Source organism: Sutterella megalosphaeroides, assembly GCF_003609995.1.
GTDB lineage: Bacteria > Pseudomonadota > Gammaproteobacteria > Burkholderiales > Burkholderiaceae_F > Sutterella > Sutterella megalosphaeroides.
The window spans coordinates 2,588,371-2,611,161 of record NZ_AP018786.1; the positions used below are offsets into that span (position 1 = coordinate 2,588,371).

At 64.7% G+C, this 22,791-nt stretch carries 22 protein-coding genes; 4 read left to right on the top strand and 18 right to left on the bottom strand.

Features of this window, described 5'->3' with window-relative positions:
* Positions 1-271: 271 nt before the first annotated feature.
* Positions 272-940, bottom strand: a complete 669-nt coding sequence (locus S6FBBBH3_RS10375) for an NTP transferase domain-containing protein (RefSeq protein ID WP_120177656.1) — start codon at positions 938-940, stop codon at positions 272-274.
* An 87-nt stretch (positions 941-1,027) separates the two neighbouring features.
* Here S6FBBBH3_RS10375 and S6FBBBH3_RS10380 point away from each other — a divergent pair, with 87 nt between their 5' ends.
* A complete protein-coding gene (locus tag S6FBBBH3_RS10380; protein ID WP_120177657.1) occupies positions 1,028-2,230 on the top strand; it encodes a molybdopterin molybdotransferase MoeA in 1,203 nt (400 codons plus the stop codon).
* A 93-nt stretch (positions 2,231-2,323) separates the two neighbouring features.
* On the opposite strand, the gene S6FBBBH3_RS10385 is transcribed toward S6FBBBH3_RS10380, so the two are convergent.
* The 4 genes from S6FBBBH3_RS10385 to S6FBBBH3_RS10405 all read right to left on the bottom strand — a co-directional run bounded on the left by S6FBBBH3_RS10385 (position 2,324) and on the right by S6FBBBH3_RS10405 (position 8,370).
* Positions 2,324-3,703 carry a metallophosphoesterase family protein gene (locus S6FBBBH3_RS10385; protein WP_120177658.1) on the bottom strand — a complete coding sequence of 460 codons (1,380 nt, stop codon included), beginning with the start codon at positions 3,701-3,703 and terminating at the stop codon, positions 2,324-2,326.
* Between the two features lie 8 nt (positions 3,704-3,711).
* A complete protein-coding gene (locus S6FBBBH3_RS10390; RefSeq protein WP_232008787.1) occupies positions 3,712-4,764 on the bottom strand; it encodes a helix-turn-helix transcriptional regulator in 1,053 nt (350 codons plus the stop codon).
* Positions 4,765-4,971: 207 nt separating this feature from the next.
* Positions 4,972-5,673, bottom strand: coding sequence for a LolA family protein (locus tag S6FBBBH3_RS10395; RefSeq protein ID WP_120177659.1), 702 nt, complete (start codon positions 5,671-5,673; stop codon positions 4,972-4,974).
* A 306-nt stretch (positions 5,674-5,979) separates the two neighbouring features.
* Positions 5,980-8,370, bottom strand: a complete 2,391-nt coding sequence (locus S6FBBBH3_RS10405) for a DNA translocase FtsK (protein WP_120177661.1) — start codon at positions 8,368-8,370, stop codon at positions 5,980-5,982.
* A 241-nt stretch (positions 8,371-8,611) separates the two neighbouring features.
* Between S6FBBBH3_RS10405 and trxB the strand changes: the two genes are divergently transcribed.
* Entirely contained in the window at positions 8,612-9,574 is a 963-nt protein-coding gene (gene trxB / locus S6FBBBH3_RS10410) for a thioredoxin-disulfide reductase (protein ID WP_120177662.1), read from the top strand.
* A gap of 340 nt (positions 9,575-9,914) precedes the next feature.
* Positions 9,915-10,571: a Smr/MutS family protein gene (locus S6FBBBH3_RS10415; RefSeq protein ID WP_120177663.1), complete on the top strand. Its 657-nt coding sequence runs from the start codon at positions 9,915-9,917 to the stop codon at positions 10,569-10,571.
* A 93-nt stretch (positions 10,572-10,664) separates the two neighbouring features.
* Here S6FBBBH3_RS10415 and S6FBBBH3_RS10420 read toward each other — a convergent pair whose 3' ends face one another.
* The 6 genes from S6FBBBH3_RS10420 to S6FBBBH3_RS10445 form a co-directional block, all read right to left on the bottom strand.
* On the bottom strand, positions 10,665-11,003 hold the full coding sequence (locus S6FBBBH3_RS10420) for a P-II family nitrogen regulator (RefSeq protein WP_120177664.1): 339 nt from the start codon (positions 11,001-11,003) through the stop codon (positions 10,665-10,667).
* Positions 11,004-11,014: 11 nt separating this feature from the next.
* Positions 11,015-11,392: a hypothetical protein gene (locus S6FBBBH3_RS11300; protein WP_232008788.1), complete on the bottom strand. Its 378-nt coding sequence runs from the start codon at positions 11,390-11,392 to the stop codon at positions 11,015-11,017.
* A 20-nt stretch (positions 11,393-11,412) separates the two neighbouring features.
* A complete protein-coding gene (gene glmM / locus S6FBBBH3_RS10430; RefSeq protein ID WP_120177665.1) occupies positions 11,413-12,756 on the bottom strand; it encodes a phosphoglucosamine mutase in 1,344 nt (447 codons plus the stop codon).
* Between the two features lie 50 nt (positions 12,757-12,806).
* Positions 12,807-13,646 carry a dihydropteroate synthase gene (gene folP / locus S6FBBBH3_RS10435; protein WP_120177666.1) on the bottom strand — a complete coding sequence of 280 codons (840 nt, stop codon included), beginning with the start codon at positions 13,644-13,646 and terminating at the stop codon, positions 12,807-12,809.
* 215 nt (positions 13,647-13,861) lie between these two features.
* A complete protein-coding gene (gene ftsH, locus S6FBBBH3_RS10440) occupies positions 13,862-15,883 on the bottom strand; it encodes an ATP-dependent zinc metalloprotease FtsH (RefSeq protein WP_120177667.1) in 2,022 nt (673 codons plus the stop codon).
* 205 nt (positions 15,884-16,088) lie between these two features.
* A complete protein-coding gene (locus S6FBBBH3_RS10445) occupies positions 16,089-16,742 on the bottom strand; it encodes an RlmE family RNA methyltransferase (RefSeq protein WP_120177668.1) in 654 nt (217 codons plus the stop codon).
* A gap of 98 nt (positions 16,743-16,840) precedes the next feature.
* Between S6FBBBH3_RS10445 and yhbY the strand changes: the two genes are divergently transcribed.
* A complete protein-coding gene (gene yhbY, locus S6FBBBH3_RS10450; protein ID WP_120177669.1) occupies positions 16,841-17,377 on the top strand; it encodes a ribosome assembly RNA-binding protein YhbY in 537 nt (178 codons plus the stop codon).
* Between the two features lie 143 nt (positions 17,378-17,520).
* Here the strand turns inward: yhbY and greA are convergent, their stop codons facing one another.
* The 7 genes from greA to dnaX all read right to left on the bottom strand — a co-directional run bounded on the left by greA (position 17,521) and on the right by dnaX (position 22,734).
* Entirely contained in the window at positions 17,521-18,000 is a 480-nt protein-coding gene (gene greA / locus S6FBBBH3_RS10455; protein ID WP_179950556.1) for a transcription elongation factor GreA, read from the bottom strand.
* A gap of 256 nt (positions 18,001-18,256) precedes the next feature.
* Positions 18,257-18,853, bottom strand: a complete 597-nt coding sequence (locus tag S6FBBBH3_RS10460; protein ID WP_120177670.1) for an SIS domain-containing protein — start codon at positions 18,851-18,853, stop codon at positions 18,257-18,259.
* 26 nt (positions 18,854-18,879) lie between these two features.
* On the bottom strand, positions 18,880-19,506 hold the full coding sequence (recR, locus tag S6FBBBH3_RS10465; RefSeq protein WP_120177671.1) for a recombination mediator RecR: 627 nt from the start codon (positions 19,504-19,506) through the stop codon (positions 18,880-18,882).
* Positions 19,503-20,354 (bottom strand): ModD protein, encoded by an 852-nt coding sequence (modD, locus tag S6FBBBH3_RS10470; RefSeq protein ID WP_120177672.1) that lies wholly within the window; start codon positions 20,352-20,354, stop codon positions 19,503-19,505. Before modD ends, recR begins: the two co-directional genes overlap by 4 nt.
* A gap of 92 nt (positions 20,355-20,446) precedes the next feature.
* Positions 20,447-20,779, bottom strand: a complete 333-nt coding sequence (locus S6FBBBH3_RS10475) for a YbaB/EbfC family nucleoid-associated protein (RefSeq protein WP_120177673.1) — start codon at positions 20,777-20,779, stop codon at positions 20,447-20,449.
* 85 nt (positions 20,780-20,864) lie between these two features.
* Positions 20,865-21,227: a hypothetical protein gene (locus S6FBBBH3_RS10480; RefSeq protein WP_232008865.1), complete on the bottom strand. Its 363-nt coding sequence runs from the start codon at positions 21,225-21,227 to the stop codon at positions 20,865-20,867.
* 112 nt (positions 21,228-21,339) lie between these two features.
* Positions 21,340-22,734: a DNA polymerase III subunit gamma/tau gene (gene dnaX / locus S6FBBBH3_RS10485; RefSeq protein WP_120177675.1), complete on the bottom strand. Its 1,395-nt coding sequence runs from the start codon at positions 22,732-22,734 to the stop codon at positions 21,340-21,342.
* Positions 22,735-22,791: the final 57 nt, after the last annotated feature.

Below are 22,791 nucleotides of genomic sequence, written 5' to 3' on the forward strand. Positions count from 1 at the left end.
TCTTTCTATCAGACAAGTGCGAACTTCGTAAAATTTTTGAGCCGTGCCCGTGAGGACACGTTGTCGTTTGAACGACCTCTCGCTTTCCGATGTTCACACTTATCGGTTCGTTGAATCTGATTTTTAAAGAGCACTGCGCTTCGTGAAGCGCAGGATTGAAATCATACAGCGTTGATTTCGATTTGTCAAGAGCTTTTTTGCTCTCATTCGATCGGGATCGGATGACCGCCTCTCGAATGAAGGTTGCATTATAGACCTTTTCAGAAATTTGTCAAGGCCTCGTCCAAAGTTCGAACGCGGGGTCCGCTTCGGCCGCACGAACGTCTTCGCGGCTGTTGAGGTTGGCAAGCCGGCGCTCGTCCCCTTCATAGGGAAGCACGGTGAGGCCGGAGCGACGCAAAAACTCCCCGAGCCGATGTCCGCCCTCGTCGAGGAACGCTCCGGCGTCCGAGAGCACGGTCCAGGAAAAAAGCGCGAAGGCGCTCTGCGGTCGACCTTGCGCGTCCCGCGGGAAAGCGCCGCTTGCTCCCGCACGCCGTGCCGCCTCATCCAATTCGAACGGAAGCGTCTCCGGAAAAAAGGGCGCGTCGCACGGACACGTGAAGACCCGTTCGGTCGGCGTGAGTTCGGAGTGGGCCAACGCCTCCAGAGCGGCGAGCGCTCCGGGGAAGTCCTTTCGGAGGTCGGGAAGCACCGTGACGCCGAGCGCCTCGAAGCGTTCCGCGTCGCGGTTCGCGGAAACAACGATGCGGGCCACCCCGATCGAACGCAGTCGCTCGACGACGTGCTCGATCATGGGCTTTCCGAAAACGGGAACGAACGCCTTGTTGACGCCCCCCATGCGGCTCGCGAGTCCGCCCGCATAAACGAGAGCGGTCGTGTTGCCGGGAAACGTGCTTGATGAGAACGAAGTGTGCGGAAGGTTCACGGAAGTACCCATAAAGTTCGCCGAAAGGAGAATGCCCGCGAAGCGGGGCTTTGGCTATTCTATGGGACATCCAACCGTACTTAGCTCTTGGAGCCCGTCATGACCACCCCCTTTCTTTCCTGCGACGACGTCCTGCTCGCCCTCGATCGGTTTATCCGCGCGGAGCTTCCGAGCGAAACCGTTCCGCTCGAAGCGGCGCTCGGCCGGTGCCTCGCCGAACCCGTTCGCAGCCCCGTCGACGTGCCCCTCTTTTCGAATTCCGCCATGGACGGGTTCGCGTTCCGAAGCGAACTCCTGAAGGCAGGCGGCCGTCTGCGTCTTCCCGTCACGGGTGCGGCCTTCGCAGGTCACCCCTTCGAGGGCGAACCCGACCCCGAAGGAGCGCTTCGCATCATGACGGGTGCGCCCGTCCCCGATGCGTTCGACACCGTGATTCCGTTCGAACACGTCCTTGAATCCGAAGGTTGCATCGAATTCGAGGCGTCCGCCATTCGACCCGCCGCGAACGTTCGCCTTCAGGGCGAAGAATTCCGCGCGGGCGACGAACTCATTCCCGCGGGCGCCTTTTTGACGCCCGAGGCCGTCGGCCTTGCCGCTTCCGCGGGCTACGCCGAACTCCGCTGCCGACGCCTTCGCGTCGTCGTCTTTGCCTCGGGCGACGAACTGCGCGAACCCGGGAAGGAACTCGGCGCCGGGAAGATCTACAACGCGAACGCCTACCTCCTCACGGCACTCCTTCGCTCCTGGGGTGCCGACGTCGAATACCTCGGCATTCTTCCCGACGACTACGAAACGATGCTTGCCCGCCTCGAAGAGGCGGCCCTTCGGTGCGACCTTCTCCTTACCTCGGGCGGGGTCGGCGAAGGCGACAAGGATCTCGTGGGACGCGTTGTCGGCGAAGCAGGCGAACTGCATCACGTTCACGTGAAGCAGCGCCCGGGCAAACCCCTTTCCTACGGGCGCATCGGCGAGGCCTACTTCATGGCGCTCCCCGGGAACCCCGCCGCCTGTGCCGTTTCCGCGCGCCTCTACGTTCGCCGTGCGGTCGAACGCCTTTGCGGCGCGACGCCTTCGCCCTTGGTCGACGCCGCGGTTACGACCACGACGAAACTCAAGGGCCGGCTCAGTCGCACCGACTGCATCCGCGGTCGCATCGACGAAAAGGGCTTTGTCGCTTCGCCCCGCTCGTCTTCGAGTACGCTCGCCGGCTTGAACGACGCCGACGCTCTTGCCCTTTTGCCCGAAGACTGCGCCGAGCTTCAGCCGGGTGAAACGGTCCGCGTGAAGTTGGTGCGCCGCTGAGTCGCTTTCGCGCCGCTACGGCGAACGCTTCGGACTCTTTGGAAGAAAGCCCTCGTCGTTCCCGACGAGGGCTTTTCGTTTTTTGAGAGGAACTCACTCCTTCGGCTTGCCGCGACCCTTGCGGCGACGCGGTCGGCGGGTCTTTCCACCCGGCGCGTTGCGCGAGGGTGCGGGCTTCACGGCACCTTCGGCGGGAGCAGCCGTCGGGGTCGCGGGAGCATTGCCCGCATTCGCGGAGCGCGCGCACTTCGCATCGCGTTTCGCCTCCTCTCGGACGTTGCGCTTCGCGTCGTTTTTCACGGCGTTTCCGGCTTCCGCTCTGCGCGCCTTCGCCTTCGAGCGGGCGCTCTCGCGTCGTCCGCGGGAGGCGCACGGTTCTTTGGCGCCTTCGTCCTTCGGCGCGGCCTTCCCCTCCGACTTCGGCTTCGGACTCGTCCAGGGCTTGAAGCGTCCGCCGGGGGCTTGTTTCGCCACCTCGCGACCGAGCGCTTCTTCGCGCTCGCGGGGCGTGACGTCGCCCGACGGATACGCGAGCAACTTCGCGGAAGCCGCTGCCGCGGCCGCCAACATGCTCGGCGTCGTTGCTTCCGACGGAGGAAGCACGCACATCGCACCCGTTTTCGGGTCCCGCACTTCGATAAGCGCCGTTTCCGCGGTACGGTTCGCCCAGTCGATCGCCGTCTGAAGGGCCGCCGCTTCGCGCGGATCCATCTGAGCGGGGATCACCACCTCGCCCTTGAGGTTCACCACCCCGCGGTAGCCGACCGCGCGAACGGTCACGTTTTGGTGCTGACCGTAGACGCGATCCTCGTGCTGGTGACCGTGAAAGTGCCACTTCACGTTGAGCGCTTTCGCAAGTCGGTCGATGGCAACGAACCCTTTGCGGTGACAGCCCGCAGCCTCGTGCGTGACGAGGACGTCGGCGCGCTGGCGCATGAGGTTCTGGTAGACCGACGGGAAAATGGTCGAGCGATGGCGTCGCGGGAGGCCGCCGCGCCACACGTTCCCCGTGCCGACCCGTCGAATGAAGGTGGCCGGGCAGAAGTAGTTGGGCGTACCGTCCGGCATCCACACCTGACCGCGGAAGACGCCGCCCAAACCGCCGATCCGAAGACCCGCGATGTTGGCAATGCGCCCGTGGAGGTTGTGTGAGGCCAGCGGCCCGCGCCACAGACGGTCGTAAAACTCGTCCGTGTCGGTGTCGTGGTTCCCTGGGATCCACCAGACGTCCGTCAGCGCGAGCGCCTCCTCAAGGAGCTCTTCCACGGGAGCGGGCGGCTGCAGGTCGCCGAGAATCACCACGGCCGCGGGCTTGTGGAGCCGCACGGCTTCGTTGATCTGCTCGAACTCCCCGTGCGGATCCCCGCAGAAGAAGATTTCCGGGAGCTCTTTCGGACGGTTCGAGTGCCGGGGTCGACGATTGCGGCGGCGCTTCGTCGGAGCGTCGTTCGTTTTCTCGTTGTTTTGCGTCATGGTCCGCCTCAATGGGCCTTTCGGTCGTAGCGGGCACACAGTCGGCGCGCGGCGTCGATCATTTCGTTGCGAAGTTTGGGAGGTTCGAGAATCTCGGCTTTGTCACCCCATCGGAGGACGTCCCCGACAAGTTCCGTGCCGGAAGCGTACGGCACCTTGAGAAGGATCGATCCGTCCTCCTCGGGCACCACTTCCTGCTTTTCGTGCCAGATCTCGCGAAGGATATAGGAAGCGATCGACTTGTCGAAGCGGATCACCGCGGTTTCGATGTTGCGGCTTCGGAACATGCCGTAGCCGCCGTCGAGCTCTTTCGCGACGGCTTTGAGCGTCATGCGGCGCACGCTCTTCTCAAGAATTTCGGCGCGGCGCACGTTCTCGATGAGGAACGTTTTGAGTTTGTCGGTCGTATGGTCGAAGGCGTCGACGTACCAGCGGTTGTTCGCGTGCACGAGGCGCATGGGCGAGATGACGCGCACGGTCGTGTCGTCGCGCTTCGGGTTGTAGTAGTGCATCTCCAGGCGGCGGCGCGCACAGAGCGCCACGCCGATCGTCTCGAACGTATCGGGTTCTCGAAACGCCTTCTCGCGGCTCACCACGCGTACGCGCCGAGCGAGCTCCGAAGGCTCCATGCCGCCGAGCGTGAAAAGATTGAGCGCGCGGGCGCGCAAAGGCGCGAGGTCCTTTGCGAGCATCGACTCGGGGTCTTCGCCCAAGCGACCGAGCAACTCGATCATGTTCGCCAGAGCGAGGAGCTCTTCGGACGTGTACCAAAGCTTGGGCTTCGGGCGGCGGGCGCCCTCGGCTGCGTCGTCGCGCTTGCCCTTCGTCTTCGCACCGGCGGCTTCGGGCTTCGACTCGTCGTCGTAGAAGTAGCCGCCGCGCGTGCTCGAAAAGCGAATCGGCGCGTTGAGCATTTCGCGCATGTAACGCAAATCGCGCTTCACGGTGGGAGCGCTCACTTTCAGTACGGCAACGAGCTCCTCGAACGAAACGGCACCTTTTTCAACGAGCATTTTGTCGATGATCATTCGACGCATGCCGCTCTTGATACCCTGGGTCATAGGATGCTTTCTCAATTTCGGCTCCGCCGCAAAGCCCGATCACGAAGGGGCTTCGGGGCAGAAAAATTTCTGGTGGCCCTGTAAAAAGGCCTGCATCCTTGGATTGTATCGGGTTTTGCCCCGACGTTCGATCGGGACAAACGCCTGCGCCGCACGTGTTTGCATCGGGCGGACGCGCCCTCGGAAACCTTGTACCGAAGCCCCGCCTCAGAAGGCGGAGTCGGTGAGAACGTCCGTCCCTTCGGGAACGACGAGCTCGAACCGCTTGGCGTCCGGGGTCGTACGATTGAATTCCGTGAAGACGAGTTCCGTTTCCTGCCCGAAGGCGTCGACGAGCGTCATGCGGGAAGGAAGCCCCGCGGCGCTCCAGCCGATGACGACGCGCTCGAACGCGCCGCTCGTTTTCGGTCGCGCTTCGATGCGTGCTTCGCCCCCTTCGGCCGGCAGCTCCCGCACGATCCAATCGCGCGAGAAGTCGTTGTTGCCGAAAAGAATCGCAGCGGGCGTCGCGTCGATCGCCCCTTCCAGGCGCTTTTCCGTCACCTGCATGAGATCCGCATCGTAGAGCCGAAGCGTCGTTCCGTCGCTCACGATCCGCTGATCGTAGGGTTCGAGGTACACCCAGTCGAAGCGCCCCGGGCGCGAAAAAGCGAAGGTGCCCGACGCCTTGAGCGTCACCTGACCCTCGCGGTCGAAATTGGTCTGCACGAACGCACCCTCGGCGGCGGGCGTACTCGCCGCAAAGGTTTCGAGGCGCTTCACGGCCGCGGCGTCGGATGCCGCCGGAGCGGCGGCACTTTCGCGGGACGCACTCCCGGGGACCGCACCCTCCGACGCGAAAGCGCCCGCGAGCGCGAGCGCCGAGCAGGTCGCAACGAGACTGCGGGTGACGTAGGTTCGAAGGTTCATGGCTCTTTTCGGCGCCCGAATCCGCGCGTTCGTACGCGCGGGCGGCGCCCTCCTCGGTTGGTTGGGGTTCGTCGTTCGTTCGCTCGCTCGGGAGTCCGACGTCGGGGGCTCGTTGCGAAACGGTTTTGGAGATCTTAAGGGCCTCGGCGCCCGGGAAGGTCGCCCGACGCCGAAGGTCGGTGAGACGAAATGTTAACGGCCTGAGCCTACAAACGGATCGGCAACAGAATCGACAAAAGGGGATCGACAAAAGGAAAAGCGCCTTCTTTTCGGGAAGACGCTTCCTCAAAACGGACATGGGGAGGCTCAATGCTCGGAATTGACGAGGATGCTCCGCTTACCGGTCGCACTTGCCTTCGAGACGATGCCCGCCTCTTCCATGGCTTCGAGAATGTTGGCCGCGCGGTTGTAGCCGATCCCGAGGTGACGCTGCACGAACGAAATCGACGCGCGCTTTTCGCTCAGCACCACCTGCACCGCCTGATCGTAGAGGGGATCCGTTTCGCCCGAGCGGCGGGAGCCGCCCGCGTCGTCCCCGGCCGCTTCCGGATCGACCGATTCGGTGACGTCCGAGACGTAACTCGGCGAACCGTACTTCTTCAGCTCGTCGACGACGCGCTGCACCTCGCCGTCGGCGACGAAGCACCCCTGAACGCGCTTCGCGCCCGGTTCCCCGGGGCGGTGCAAGAGGAGGTCGCCGTAACCGAGGAGCTGCTCGGCGCCGGGCTCGCCCAGAATCACGCGGCTGTCGATGGCGGAAGCCACCTGGAAGGAAATGCGCGTCGGGACGTTCGCCTTGATGAGCGACGTGACCACGTCGACCGACGGGCGCTGCGTGGCGAGAATCAGATGAATCCCCGCCGCACGGGCCTTTTGCGTGAGGCGCGTGATTTCGCCTTCGACTTCCTTGCGGTTCGTGAGCATGAGGTCGGCGAGTTCGTCGACCACGCACACGATGTAGGGCCAGGGTTCGAGCGTGCCGGCGAGCGGATCGTCGGGTGCGGCCATCGGGTCGCGAATCGGCTGCCCGCGCTCGATCGCTTCGCGCACGCGTTCGTTGTAGCTCGTGAAGTGGCGCACGCCGATGCGGCTCATCACCGCGTAACGGTTGTCCATCTCGCGCGTCAGCCACTTGAGGGCGGTCGCCGCCTTGTTCATGTCGGTGACGACCGGGCAGAGCAGATGCGGAATCCCGTTGTAGAGCGAGAATTCGAGCATCTTCGGGTCGATGAGGACGAGGCGCAGCTGCGAAGGATCCGTGCGGTAGAGCATCGAGAGGATCATCGCGTTGATGCCGACCGACTTGCCGGAGCCCGTCGTACCCGCAACGAGAAGGTGCGGCGTTTTCGCGAGGTCCATGACGAAGGGGCGGCCCGCGATGTCCTTGCCGATCGCAAGCGTCAAAAGGGACTTGCTCGTTTCGTACGCTTCCGACTGCAGAATTTCCTTGAGGCGCACCGTCTGACGAACGGGATTCGGCACTTCGAGCGCGATATAGCTCGTCCCCGGCACCGAAAGCACCACGCGCACCGCCTGCACGCCCAGGGCGCGACGCAGGTCGTCGCGGGCGTTTTCGATTTGCGAGCCCTTCACGCCCGCACCCGGCTCAAGCCAATACTGCGTGATCACGGGGCCGGGCTGCGCGCTCATCACGGCGGCTTCGATGTTGTAGCTTTTGAGCTTCGAGACGATCAGTCGACTCGTCATGCCGATCGTCTCTTCGTCGACGCCGCGCGTTTCTTCGTCGGGGTCGTCGAGAAGCCCGAGACTCGGACGGGGCGAGTCCGCCCCCAGGCCCCGGCCTTCGGGGCGCGGTGCTTCGCTCCGCGGGGCGGGCGCAGCCCTTTCGGGCGCCGCGGCTTTGGGCTTGATGATGCGAAGCGGAAGGCGGCTTTCGGTATCGACCGCGGCCGCGCGACTTTGCTTCGCGAGATCCCCTTCGGCCTGAGCGGCAAGCTTCGTTTCGGCCTCAGGCCCTTCGCCCGACTTCAGGCGCACGATGGGCCGAATGACGAAGCGGTCGAGAAAGCGCCCCAGAGATTCGGAGACGTTCACCCACGAGAAGTCCATGAGAAGCGAAAGGCCGATCGCCATCAGCGTGAAAAACATCACGGTCGAGAGGCCGAGCCCGACGTAGTACTCGAGCGACGTGCCGAGCGAATGACCGAGGACGCCCCCCGAGTGCGCGGGAAGCACCACTTCGAAGCGTCGGAGTCGCAGCGCCTCTAGCCCGGTCGAGCCGAGCATCAATGCGAGGAACCCGACGCAGGCGGAAAACTTCGGCGGATTGATGCGCTCGGGATCCGTTTCGCCGCGCGCGCGGCGCAACTGCGAACGGATGGCAAAAACCGCGATCATGAAAAAGCCCGGGACGATCCACCAAGCCGAGAGCCCGAAGGCGCCGAAAAGAAGGTCCGCCGCCCACGCGCCCCAGAGACCGCACAGGTTCTCGGGCGATTTCGACGTGCTCACCGAAAAAGCCGGGTCGTCGGGCGAATAGCTCCCGAGCGTCATCGCAAGAATGACGCCGACCGGAATCGAAAAGGTCCAGCTCCACTCCCACAAAAAGTGCACGACGTGGTGAAGCCCCGCCTTGATGCGCTCCAGCATCCAGGCCAGTAGCCGCGCCCAGCGCGAACGCTCCGAGAGGGCGTCCCGATCCGTCGTCTTTCTCTTCTGATTGCTCTTCCTCGCCATGGCGTACGGGTTCCGGAAAACTCAAAACGCCTCATTTTAAAGGGGGAACGCATGCGGGGCGCGGTCGATCGGGCGCAAAGCGGCTCGAGGTTGCCCCGCGCGTCGCGCACGGGGCGGGGGACAACCGAACGGACTATCGCATATTGCGCACCAATAGATTATTTATATATAATGAGGCCACTCTTAACATTTTTCCGGTCTTCGACCGTCCTTCGCCCCTTGAGGGCATCGGGAGCCACTCATGTCTGAAACGAAGCACGCCCCTCTTCTCATCCTCGGTTCCGGGCCCGCCGGCTGGACGGCCGCCGTCTATGCCGCCCGTGCGAATCTCAAGCCCGTCGTGATTACCGGCATGGAAGCGGGCGGTCAGCTGATGACGACGACCGAAGTCGACAACTGGCCGGGCGCCGTTGACGGGATCATGGGTCCCGAACTGATGGAACGTCTCCAGAAGCACGCCGAACGTTTCGGCACCGAAGTGGTCTTCGACGTCATTCAGTCGGTCGACCTCTCCTCGCGTCCCTTCAAGCTTTCGGGCGACATGGGTTCCTACACCGCCGACGCGCTCGTCATTGCGACGGGTGCCTCCGCCATGTACCTCGGCCTTGAAAGCGAAGAGAAGTACCGCGGTCGCGGCGTTTCGGCCTGCGCGACCTGCGACGGCTTCTTCTACCGCGGCAAGCCCGTGGCCGTCGTCGGCGGCGGCAACGCGGCCGTCGAGGAAGCCCTCTACCTCGCCAACATCGCGAGCAAGGTGACGCTCGTTCACCGTCGCGACACGTTCCGCGCCGAACCGATCCTCGTCGACCGCCTGATGGAAGCGGTCGCCGAAGGGAAGATCGAACTGCAGCTCCACCGCACCGTCGAGGAAGTGCTCGGCGACGGCAAGAACGTGACGGGTCTGCGTCTGGCGTCGACGAAGGGCGAAGCGCCCGTCGAAATCGCGGTCGACGGTCTCTTCGTCGCGATCGGTCACAAGCCCAACACGGCACTCTTCGAAGGCCAGATCGAACTCGACAACGGCTACGTCAAGACGGCGGGCACGGGCTCTGCGGCCGCGACCGCCACGAACGTTCCGGGCGTCTTCGCCGCGGGCGACGTTCAGGACCAGCACTACCGTCAGGCCTGCACGTCGGCCGCGACGGGTTGCATGGCCGCGCTCGACGCGCAGCGCTTCCTCGAAGCGCAGGCTCACAGCCGCTAAAGCGCCCGCCGGCGCTTCGAGTGCCTGAGCCGCAACGAACCGGAAGGCCCGAGCGCTCGATACGCTTCCCCGAGCTTTGAATCGACACGCCCCCGACGAAGCCCCGTGCTTCGCGGGGCGTTTTTCGTTCGTTTCTCTTTTTCCTCTGCGGCGAATGCGCGCGCTCGAGGGCGCTTCGGCGGCCGAAGCGCGATAATGCCTCATCCCGTTTCGAGGACGTTGCCGGAGCGAAACTTCCGCACGGCCCGCATCCGCGAACACACAGCAGACGATTCAACCCACTCTAGGAGCGGCGCTCCCGCCGCGCGGCAACGCGCGGGCTTGCGCGCCGGAAAATGCAATGCAGTATTCGAGCCTTGCGGATCTGAAAGCCGTCAGCCGCGAACTCAAGGAAAAGGCCAAGGCCGCCGAAGAAGAACGTCGTCGCGAAGAAGAGCGACGCCTGGCCGCGACGAAAGACGCCCGCGCCTTCCGTGCCGCCATGGCCGACCTCGGCGTGACGCCCTCCAAAGACGCGAACCGCGTCTCGCACGCCGCACGCCCCAAGACCCCGACCCCTCAAGCCAAAGCGCTTGCCGCGAAGCTTGCCGACGAGACGCCCGCCGATCGCTTCTCCGACGAGTGCGATCCGTCCGACTTCCTTAACGAAGAAGACCTCTTTTTCCGTCGCGAAGGGGTATCCCCCGAACTCCCCAAGCGTCTGCGTCGGGGCGAGTGGACCGTGCAGGCAAAGCTCGACCTTCACGGTCTCTACGTCGACGAAGCGCGCGTTGTCTTTGCGAAGTTCCTCGACGACTGCCGCATCCGCGGCTACCGGTGCCTCTCGATCGTGCACGGCAAGGGCTACGGCTCCGCGGGCGGGCAGAGCGTGCTGCGCGAAAAGGTGCGCCGCTGGGTGAAGCAGTGCGACGACGTGATCGCCTTCGCGCAGGCCGCGCCCTCGAAGGGCGACGCGGGCGCGCTGATCGTGCTTCTCAAGCAGCCCGGAGCCCGATAAGGAGCAAGACCGCTCGGGTAGCTCGAACGGTCTCCAAGAAAAAGCCCCGACCGAGGTCGGGGCTTTTTGCGTTTAAAAAGGGTCTTCGGCGACTCACACCGCCGCTTCGCCCGTTTCGCCCGTGCGAATGCGGATCACCTGCTCGACGTCGAAAACGAAAATCTTTCCGTCGCCGATGCGACCCGTGTAGGCGGCCTTGCGGATCTCTTCGATCGCCTGCTCGAGGATGTCGTCCGACACCACGGTTTCGATCTTGAGCTTCGGCAGGAAGTCGACCACGTACTCGGCGCCGCGGTAGAGCTCCGTGTGGCCCTTCTGGCGCCCGAACCCCTTCACTTCCGTCACGGTAAGTCCGTGAACGCCCACTTCGGAGAGGGCTTCGCGCACTTCGTCGAGTTTGAAGGGCTTGATGACGGCTACGATCTGCTTCATCGCGAGTCTCCTCAGGCCTTGCGCTTCAGGCCGATCTGCTCGACGCGGTATTCGTAGAGCGACACGTCGGCCACGCGCACGCCGAAGTGCGGGTCGTTGCCCGGGCTGTGCCAGACGTCGAGATTCTGGCGCCAGGCGCGGATGAAGGCCGCGACGTTTTGCGGCATCGCCGCGCTCTGCGTCACTTCATCGAGCGTGAAGCGCTGACCGCCCACGAGATAGAGCGTGAGGTGGTGCGCCATCAGGCCGCGCGTGACCGGAGCGGCAAACGCCACGGACGGCTGCGGAGTTTCGGACTGTTGCTGGGCGGAGGCCTCCGCCTTTTTGTGGCTCTTCGTCATGATCTTGTCTTCGAGCGACCGCCCCTCGAAGGAGCGGTCGGTTTGCATTCGGGTTGGGAAAGTCTACCTCAAGCCTCGGTCGCGGGGATGAGATCGGCGAGTTCGTGCGCCGTACGGGAGGCGAGCTCCTTGTCGTCGGCTTCGACCATGACACGCAAAAGGGGCTCCGTCCCCGAGGGACGAATAAGGACGCGCCCGCGGCCCGCAAGAGCCGCTTCCGCACGTTCGACCGCTTCGATGAAGGGCGCGTGCGACTTCCAGTCCCAGCCCTTCGTGATGCGGCGGTTGACGAGCACCTGCGGCATGAGCGCGAGGTCGGCGGTGAGCTCCGCAAGGGTCTTTCCGGAGCGGCGCAGCGCGGCGAGAACCTGCAGGGCGCTCACGATCCCGTCGCCCGTCGTCTGACGGTCGAGCGCGAGGAGGTGCCCCGAGGTTTCGCCCCCATAGAGCCACCCCTTCGCCTTCAGCATTTCGAGCACGTAGCGGTCGCCCACTTTCGCGCGGGCAAAGGGGACGCCGAGTTCGGTGAGGCGCTTTTCAAGGCCGAAATTCGTCATAAGGGTGCCTACCACACCGGCGACCTCCCCTTGCGCCATACGGTCGCGAACGATCACGTAAAGGAGCTCGTCCCCGGTATAGACGCGCCCGCAGGCGTCCGCCATGATGAGTCGGTCGGCGTCGCCGTCGAGGCTCACGCCGAGTTCGCACCCCGCGTCGCGCGTGCGCTCGGAGAGGTGTTCGGTGTGGGTTGCGCCCACGCCGTCGTTGATGTTGAGGCCGTCGGGGGTGACGCCGTCCGTGCGCACTTCGGCGCCGAGTTCGTGGAGCACGTCGGGCGCGACGTGGTAGGCGGCGCCGTTCGCGCAGTCGACGAAAATCTTCATGCCGCGAAGGTTCACGGAGGAGTCGATCGTCGACTTGCAGAATTCGATGTAGCGGCCCGCGGCGTCGTCAAGACGACGGGCCTTGCCGAGTTCGGCCGACGGCACGCACGAGTAACCGAGGTCGATCTCGGCTTCGATCTCTTCTTCGACTTCGTCGGGGAACTTCGTCCCTTCGCCCGAGAAGAACTTGATCCCGTTGTCATCGTACGGGTTGTGGCTCGCCGAAATCACGACGCCCGCGTCAAGACGCAGGGCGCGCGTGAGGTACGCGACCGCGGGGGTCGGAATGGGGCCGCAGAGGACGATATCGACCCCGGCGGCGGAAAAGCCCGCCTGCAGGGCCGCTTCGAGCATGTAGCCCGAGACGCGCGTGTCCTTGCCGATCAGCACCGCGGCGTGCCCCGAGGGGCTGCGTCGACGCAGTACGCGCCCGGCCGCCATGCCGAGTTTCATCACGAAGTCGGGCGTAATGGGGGCTTCGCCCACCTTGCCTCGAACACCGTCGGTTCCGAAATAATGACGCGCCATCGCGTTGCTCCTTGTTCTGCGAAAAGTGTGTGGTTGATGTGAGTGACCGATCAAAGGCCGAGTCGGGCGCGGGTGCGGCGCCAGACGCGCAGCATGGCGCAGGCGTCGGCCGTCGCGCGAACGTCGTGAACGCGCAGGACGTGCGAGCCCGCCGAGGCGGCGAGAAGCGCCCCCGCGACGCTCGCGTCGACGCGGTCCTTGGGCTTTTCGATACCCGTCGACAACCCGATCATGGACTTGCGGGAGATCGCCGTCATGACGGGGAAACCCGAGTCCGCAAAGCGTTCGATCGCGGCCCAGAGGTCGAGATTCTGTTCGTAAGTCTTCCCGAAGCCCACGCCCGGGTCCCAGCAGATGCGCGAGGCGTCGACCCCTGCCTTGAGGAAAGCCTCGGTACGGCCTTCGAGGTAGCGGCGCACCGCATCGACCGCATCGGCTTCGGGGTCGAGCTGCGTACGGTCCATGATGACGAGACCGCACTCCGTTTCCGCGGCCGTTTCAAGGGCCCCGGGGAGCTCGAACCCGCGGATGTCGTTGAGGATTTCGGCGCCCGCTTCGGCCGCGGCGCGCATGACGCCCGCCTTCGAGGTGTCGACGCTCACGGAAACGCCCCGGCGAGCGAGTTCGGTAACGACGGGCAGCACTCGCTCGAGTTCCATTTCAAGCGTCACGGCCGTTTCGCCGAACCCCGGACGGGTCGATTCGCCCCCGACGTCGACGATGTCGGCGAGGCCCTTCATGCCTTCGGCCCAGGCGATCGCCGCTTCCGGGGCATTGTGGTCGCCCCCGTCCGAGAAGGAATCGGGCGTGACGTTGAGAATCCCCATAACGAGCGGAGCCGTCGCGTCGAGATCGTAAGTACGGGTGCGGGTGCGCCAGATAAGCGGCATGGTGTGTCCTTCGTGCGTGTCGTTGCTGTTTTTCTTCGGTTCGCGCCTCAAGCTTCGGGCGGAAAGCGAACCTTCAATCGAATCGGGCCGCTCGACTGCACGCTAAGCAGTCGACCGGCCCGTTCGTTGCGGTATGAGGTCGGGGAGGCGGGATTTCAGGGTTCCTTCGGACTCGGCCGAAGCCGGCCCGAAGGAACCGGTCCCGCCGCGGCCCGTCAGGCGTTCCCTCCGTCCTTGCGGGAGGGTTCGTCGCCGCGATCGGCGTCGGCGGACGGTTCGGACGCTTCGGGCGCGCGATCCGTCGTTTCCTTCGGCTGCGCGTCGTCGGCCTTCTCGGCCTTCTCGGCCTTGTCGGCGCTCTCGCTCTTTTCCTCGTCGTCCTTCTTCGCGGCCTTGCCCTTTTCGTCCTTCGGCGTCCAATCCTTCGGAGGACGCGGGGTCTTGCCGGCCATGATGTCGGCGATCTGGTCTGCGTCGATCGTTTCCCAATCGAGCAGGGCCTTCGCCATGACGTGCATCTTGTCGGCGTTCTCTTCGATCAGGCGGCGCGCTTCGGCGTACTGCTCGTCGATGATGCGGCGGATTTCCGCGTCAACTTCCTGCATGGTGCGCTCCGACACGTGCGTCGTCTTCGTCACCGAGCGGCCGAGGAACACTTCGCCTTCGTTTTCGGCGTAGACCATCGGGCCCATGCGTTCGCTCATCCCGTAGCGGGTCACCATGTCGCGCGCGAGCTGCGTGGCGCGTTCGAAGTCGTTCGAAGCGCCCGTCGTCATCTGGTGCATGAAGACTTCTTCGGCGATGCGGCCGCCGAAGAGAATCGCGATGCGCGTGAGGAGGTACTGACGGTCGTAGCTGTAGTGGTCCTCGGTCGGAAGCTGCATCGTGAGGCCGAGCGCGCGGCCGCGCGGAACGATCGTCACCTTGTGCACGGGGTCGCTCTTCGGAAGGAGGTAGGCGACGACGGCGTGGCCCGACTCGTGGTAGGCCGTGTTGCGGCGCTCCTCTTCGTTCATGACCATGGCGCGGCGTTCGCTGCCCATCATGATCTTGTCTTTGGCGTTTTCGAAGTCGACCATCTTCACGACGCGACCGTTGCGACGCGCGGCAAAGAGCGCCGCTTCGTTCACGAGGTTCGCGAGGTCCGCGCCCGAGAAACCCGGCGTGCCGCGGGCGATCACGGCGGCGTCGATGTCGGCGCCGACGGGGATCTTGCGCATGTGCACGTTGAGGATCTGTTCGCGACCGCGAATGTCGGGCAACGGAACCACGACCTGACGGTCGAAGCGGCCCGGACGCAGGAGCGCCGGGTCGAGCACGTCGGGACGGTTCGTCGCGGCGATCACGATCACGTTCGCGCCCGTATCGAACCCGTCCATTTCGACGAGCATCTGGTTGAGGGTCTGCTCGCGTTCGTCGTTGCCGCCGCCGAGGCCCGCGCCGCGCTGGCGGCCGACCGCGTCGATTTCGTCGATGAAGATGATGCAGGGCGAATTCTTCTTGGCGGTTTCGAACATGTCGCGAACGCGCGCGGCACCGACGCCGACGAACATTTCGACGAAGTCCGAACCCGAAATCGTGAAGAAGGGCACGCCCGCTTCGCCGGCGATCGCCTTGGCGAGAAGCGTCTTACCCGTACCCGGGGAACCGACGAGGAGGACGCCGCGCGGGATGCGGCCGCCGAGACGCTGGAACTTGTTCGGGTCGCGCAGGAAGTCGACGATTTCCTGCACGTCTTCCTTGGCTTCGTCGCAGCCGGCGACGTCCTTGAAGCGAACCTTGTTTTCCTGGTCGTCGAGCATGCGGGCCTTCGACTTCCCGAAGCTGAAGGCGCCGCCCCCGGCACCGCCCCCCTGCATGCGACGCATGAAGAAAATCCACACGCCGATCAGAAGGAGCATCGGGAACCAGGAGACGAAAACCGAGAGCAGAAGCGACGGTTCTTCTTCGGCCTTGCCGTAGACCTGAACACCCGACTTGCGCAGATCGTCGACCATCCAGAGGTCGCCCGGGCTCGTGAGCGTGTACTCGCTCCCCGTCTGCGGGGTGACGGTGATGCGGGAGCCCTGAATATCCACGCGGCGGATCTTCCCGGACTTCGCATCCTCCATGAACTGGGTGTAGCTCGTCGTATCGAGCTTCGAGGGCTCGGTGGCGTCGAACTGCCGGAATACGGTAAAGAGCACGACGGCAACGAGAACCCACACGGCAATGCGGGCAAACGACTTGTTATCCAATTACTCAACTCCTAGTGAGGGCGCGAACCGATCGTCGGCGTCTTCGGGCCGGGCGGCGAGCCTTCTCGATGGGATCCCGCCGGGGCCCGGAATCGGGTTTCGGCGAGCGGTCTCCCATTTTAACGGCCGCCCGCGCGGCGCCTGTGGCGTGCGCGGGCTCTTTTGGCCGTCAACTTCGTACGGGCTCGGTCTTTTTGGTATGAATTTATTTCTTCGGCTTGAGTTCCCGCGCCACGAGGTAGACCTCGGCCGAGGTGTCGCGCGAAGCGGCTGGCTTGCGGGTATAGACCTTCTTGAAGACCTTCTTCAGCGCTTCGACGTACTGCGAGTAGCCCGAGCCCTGGAAGGCCTTCGTCACGAAAACGCCCGAGTCTTTGAGGTGCTCCATGCAGAATTCGAGCGCAAGCTCGTTCAAAAGGAGCGAACGGGCCGCATCGGCCGCGGCGATCCCCGAGAGATTCGGAGCCATGTCCGAAAGCACCACGTCGACCTTGTCTCCGTTTAGAATCTCGGTCAGCTTGTCGGCCACCTCCTGCTCGCGAAAGTCGCCCTGCAGGAAGGTCACGCCGTCAATCGGATCCATCGGCAGGATGTCCATGGCAATGATGCGGCCTTCGACACGGCCCGATCGGTCCGACAGACGCTCGCGAACGATCTGCGTCCAGCTGCCCGGCGCCGCACCCAGGTCCACCACGGTCATGCCGCGGCGAAGCAGATGTTCCCGATCGTCGAGTTCGGTGAGTTTGTACACCGAACGGGCTCGATAGCCTTCCGCGCGGGAACGCTTCACGAACGGGTCATTGATGTGACGTTCGATCCAGGCACGGTTGGATCTGAGCTTTTTCGTTGCAACAGGCATTCTTTTGGCCTCTCGAAGAATTGAAATTTACGAACGGGGAACGCCGGCCGGCGCGCTGAGCGGGCCCTTTCCCCGTCCGTCAAGTATTTGGAAAAATTATGAAGGAAATCATTCTCGCGCGTGACACGCGACTCGCCTTGCGTGCTCAGGCCCATCACCTCGACCCCGTCGTTCTCCTCGGCGTCAACGGCCTCACCGAAGCCGTCATGAAGGAAATCGACCGCGAACTGAAGGCCCACGAACTCATCAAGGTGCGCGTGCCGACCGACGACCGCGAAGAACGCGAAGCCGTGTTCGCCGAAGTGGCCGAAACGCTCGGCTGCGCGCGCGTTCAGATGATCGGCAAGCTTCTCGTTCTCTGGCGTCCGGCCGACGAATCGGTCGACCCGAAGGAAGCCGAAGAGTCCGCCCGCATCGCCGCGCTCGCCTTCGGCCGCGGCTCGGTCGCGGGCAAGGCCCGCGCGGAAGCGCCCGTCAAGCCCCGCAAGGCTCCGGTGAAGACCGACAAGCCCGCCAAGAAAGTCGCCTCGAAGAAGCCGGGCGAAAAGAAGAAGAAGAAGGCCGAACCCGCGCCGCGCCGCGCTCGTCCGAAGCGCACCCGCACGACGAAGAAGGCCGCGCTCGCGAAGTCCTGATCGAAACCCCGACCTTACGGTCGGGTTTCACGCGACCGCGCACCTATCGAAGAAGGCGCACGACTCGATGCGAGGCGTGCGCCTTTTCGTTTGCGCGCTCGGGCGGGAAACCGTCAAGGGTCCGCCCGAGTCGCCCGCAATCCTCAGAGGTACTGAACCTCTTTGATTTCGTACGTGACTTCGCCCTTCGGGGCCATGAACTTCACGACGTCGCCTTCGAACTTGCCGATGAGGGCGCGCGCGATCGGGGACGAGACGGAAATCAGGTTCTGCTTGATGTCCGCTTCGTCGTCGCCCACGATCTGGTAGGTGACGCTCGCGTCGTCGTCTTCGTTGTAGAGCGTCACCGTCGCACCGAACACGATGCGGTCGCCCGCATCGACGGTCTTGGGATCGATCACCTGCAGAGCTGGAATCTTCCCTTCGAGCTCGGCAATGCGGCCCTCGATGTGACCCTGCTCCTCGCGGGCGGCATCGTACTCGGCGTTTTCCGAAAGGTCGCCCTTTTCGCGGGCCTCCGCGATGGCGGCGACGACGGCCGGACGGGCGGTCTTCTTGAGGTATTCGAGTTCGCTCTTGAGCTTTTCGGCGCCCTTGATCGTGATGGGAATGCGGTTCAACATGTCGGTGAGGTTTACCCTTCAAATAAAAACACAACGTCCGACCGCAAACGGCCGGACGCTGCAGGAAAATGTTCCGCGGACGCGTTCCGCGCACAACGTTTGCGGAGCGTCCGAACCCGCCGGTCGGTCGCGCGCGACGCGCGCCGCAACCCCTCGGCGGGCAACCTTGCTAGTGTACCTCAAGGCCGAAGGACGTGGTCGGAGGCGGGGCCGGATCGAAACCGCGCCGCGCACGGACGCCCTCCTTCCCGAGGCCTCACTCGTTCGCGTAGTTTTGCGGGTCGAGCCGCCGTTCGACGAGCTCGATCATGATGTGGATGCACTTGATGTGCAGTTCCTGCACGCGGTCCGCCCAACGGCCCGCGGGGGTCACGATCGCCACGTCCGATTCGAGTGCAAGGGGCGACCCTTCGCGCCCCGTCATGCCGACGACCGTCATGCCGCAGGCCTTTGCCGCGCGCACCGCCTTCAGAATGTTTTTGCTCGTCCCCGAGGTCGAAATCGCCAGGAGCACGTCCCCCTTGCGACCGAACCCTTCGACCCAGCGCGAGAAGACGTCTTCGTAGCCGTAGTCGTTCCCGACGCAGGCCATGTGGGAGACGTCCGAAATCGCGGTCGCCCCGTAGGGACGACGATCGCTCCGGTAGCGCCCCGTCATTTCTTCGGCGAAGTGCATCGCGTCGCAGAGGCTGCCGCCGTTGCCGCACGAATAAATGCGTCCGCCCGCTTCGATGCAGTCGGCAAAGACCCCGGCCGCACGGTCCACGGCCGAGAGAGCGTCCTCGTTCTTCATGAGGGCTTCGAGTGCCGTGTGCGCCTCCGAAAGGGCGGCGAGAATGTGTTCCTTGCTCATGGAATGTCTCCGGTGAGAATTCGACCTCACGCCTCGCGGCGCGAGTAGACGGCCCCCGCGATGGTGCTCAGGTCCGTGTATTCGATTTCAAGGCCCGAGGGAAGACCTCGCGCGAGACGGGTCACCCTGAGGTCGGGCCAGCGCTTTTTGAGGGCGTCAATCAGATAGTAGGCGGTCGCGTCGCCCTCGGGCGTATAGGAGGTGGCGACGACCACTTCGCGCAGGCCGTCCTTCGCAACCCCTTCGGCCACGCGTTCGATGAAGCGCGGCAGGCCGATTTCTTCGGGCCCCACGTCGTCGATCGGAGCGAGGCGCCCGGCGAGCACGAAGTAGAGCCCCGGCCACGCGAGCGACGCGTCGAGCGCGAGCTGGTCCGCGACGCTTTCGACGACGCAGAGCATCGTGCGGTCGCGCCCCTCGTCCGCACACACGTCGCAGACGTCGGACTCGCAAAACGTGTTGCAGTGGGGACACCGATGCAGACGCCGGTCCGCTTCGGTAAGGGCGGCAATCAGGGTCTTCAGACGCGCGTGCTCGCCCGAGAGAAGGTGAAAGGCCGCGCGCTGCGCGGACTTCGGGCCGTAGCCCGGCATCTCGGCGAGCACCTTGACGAGGGCGTCCAGGGACGGAGGAAAAGCTCCCGGAGAATTCATTTGCACGCTCCGGGGTTCGGGCAGGAAAAGCGCATCTTGACGTCGAAGGGCTTTCCGAAATAGGGCCAGCTCGTCACGAGCACGTCCGCTCCGGCGCGCGCGTACTCGGCCGCGTTCTGCGCGGTCACGCCGCCCGCGACGTTGATGACGACGTTCGGATGCTTTTCGCTGAGCACGCGTCGGAATTCGGCCACGGTCTCGGGCGCAAAGCGCTCGCACTGAATGATGTCCGCACCCGCCGCGGCGTACCGAAGGCCTTCTTCGATCGAATCGACTTCGACCGCGATTTTGCGCTCCGGAGCGCTTTCCTTCAGACGGGCGACGGCCGCGTCGGGCGACGCGCAAAAGACCCGATGCTGATCGAAAACGAGCACCGAGTCGGAAAGGCCGTAGCGGTGCACGATGCCGCCCGCGGCGCGCACGGCCGCATAAACGATCGGCTTCGTGCCGGGGAAGTGCTTGCGGGTGAGGGCGACCTGCGCGCGCGGGTTTTCCGCCTTGGCGGCGCGCACCATGTCGGCCGCGCGGTTTGCGACGCCCGACGCGTACTCCAGCACGTTCTGGGCGGTTTTATAAACCGCGTGCAGTTCCGACGCGCGACCGCAGGCACGCAGGATGACCTGCCCCGCTTCGACCGCGTCGCCGTCCTTGGCGAGCCGCTCGACGCGGGCCCCGCGCAGTTCGAAAAGGCGGCACGCCGCATCGAGCCCCGCCACGATCCCGGGCGCTTTGGGCGCGGCTTCGACGACGCCCTCCGTGTCGCCGATTCCGAGTCCTTCGGTCGTCAGGTCGTCGTACGGGCAGTCGTCGACGAGGAGCCCCTCGAGGTACGCATCCGTGAAGTGCATCTCACACCCTGCAATGAATTCGATTGAAAAAACGGTCTTCCCGACGGCAAAGACGCCCCGAAGTTCGGAGCGTCTCGCATCGGTTCGCGGCCTCAGAAGGGCATCTTCATGCCGGGAGGCAGGGGAACGGCCTGGCGCATGCGCGCTTCGCTCACGGCCGAGAGCTTCGTCACGGCGTCGTTGAACGCAAGCGTCACCAGGTCTTCGAGCATTTCGATGTCATCGGGATCGACCGTCTTCGGGTCGATCGTCACGCGACGGCATTCGTGCTTGCCGCTGATCACCACCTTGACGGCGCCGCTACCGGCTTCGCCTTCGATTTCCATCTGAGCGATTTCTTCCTGAACCTTGGCGAGCTTCGCCTGCATCTTCTGGGCCTGGGCCATCAGTCCGCCCATACCGCCCATGCCACCCATTCCGCGCATGTCGTCGTGTCCTCCGTAAGGTTTGTACGATTCGGCACCCCGCTTCGATGCGCGGGGTGCCGGGGATTGCTGAAAACTTACCACATCAGCGCCGCGTGCGACGCTTCGATCCGGCGGGAAGTTCCGCCTCTTCGGCCGCCCGCACCGATCCTTCGTCGACCGTACCGTGGAAAATCTCCACGATCGACTTCACGAAGGGGTCTTTCGAGAAGGCGTCAACGAGCGCGAGGTGTTCCGCCGCGCGCTCCCGACGCTGTTCGGCCGCCACGGTCGCGCCTTCGCTCACGTTGCCGACTTCGAACGCCACGTGGAAGGGGTGACCGAGATAGCGCGAGAGGTCTTCCGCCAGACGCTTGCGATTGGCTTCGGTCGCAAACGCCCGCACCGAGAGACGCAACTCGACGCGATCGTGCGTGAGTTCGATCACTTCGGCCTGCGTGGCGAGCATCTTCACCGGACCCGCCAGTCCCGCTCCCTCAATGAGGGACCGCCAGTTGAGCGGACCCGGAGTTCCGAGGTCGTCGTCCGACCCGTGAACTCCGTAATCCGCGGGAACATCCTCAACCGGCGGAGGGCTCTCCCCAGGGAGGCGTCCCGCCGTCGGCGCCGGGGCGCTTGGGCGCACCCGAGGCGGGTCGGGGCATGGGCGGAAGGCCCGAACCTTCGCCCACGCGCGCGACCTGCGCGCCGCCCGGCATCGGGGGCTCCGCGGGTTGCGGGGCGGGCTGCGGCGCCGCAGGCGCGGGTTTCGGTTGTGCGGGCTGAGCGGATTGATGAGGCTCGGCGCTCGGCGCCGCCGCGGGGCGCGCACCCGCGCGTTCGTCGCGCGGCACGACGCGTCCGACGCGCAGGCCCGCGGGCTTGAAGGCGAGCATGCGCAGGAGCGTCATCGTGAAGCCCGCGTATTCGTCGGGCGCGAGATTCAAGTCGTTTCGACCGTGAAGCACCGTCTGGTAGTAGAGCTGCACCTCTTCGGGCGAGAAGCGCTTCGCAAGTTCCGCCTGCGCTTCGTAGTCGGGGTCGTCCTGCGCGACGGCGCCGGGCACGCGCTGCATGAGCGCGATCCGATGCAAAAGCCCCGCCATGTCGCGAAGCGCCTGCGCAAAGGAGATGCTCTCGCCCGACATTTGGTCGGCCAAGCGCATCATCGTGTCGGCTTCGCCGCGCTCGAGCGCGCGCAGAATCTCAACGAGCACGTCGCCGCTCGTCATGCCGAGCATGTGCCGAACGCCCTCGAGCGTCACGGCGCCGCCGCAGTACGCGATTGCCTGGTCGAGAAGCGACAACGCGTCGCGCATCGACCCGCGGGCGCCTTCCGCCAAAAGACGCAGGGCGGGCGTTTCCGCGTCGATCTTTTCGACTTCGAGAATGTGCTGCATGTGCGCGACGATCGCCGAAGGGGTCATGTTGCGCAGGTTGAATTGCAGACAGCGCGAGAGGACCGTGATCGGCATCTTCTGCGGATCGGTCGTCGCGAGGATGAACTTCACGTACTCGGGCGGCTCTTCGAGCGTCTTCAGCATGGCGTTGAAGGCCGTGCTCGAGAGCATGTGCACTTCGTCGATCATGTAGACCTTGAAGCGACCGACGGTCGGAGCGTACATCGAACGCTCGAGAAGCGCCGTCATGTCTTCGACCGAACGGTTCGAGGCCGCGTCCATCTCGATGTAGTCGACGAAGCGTCCTTCGTCGATCGCACGGCATGCGGGACACACGCCGCACGGATGCGCCGTAATGCCGCCCTTGCCGTCCGCGCCCTGACAGTTGAGGGCCTTGGCGAAGATGCGCGAAATCGTCGTCTTGCCGACGCCGCGCGTGCCCGTGAAAAGATAGGCGTGGTGGAGACGCTCCTGCGTGAGCGCCCGCGTGAGGGCGGTGACCACATGGTCCTGCCCCACGATCGACTCGAAATCGTGAGGTCGCCACTTGCGCGCGAGTACCTGATAGCTGCTCATAGATAGTTTTCGGCGCACGGTCCCGCACAAGGCTCTTGGCTCAGGGCGCAAAGCCGC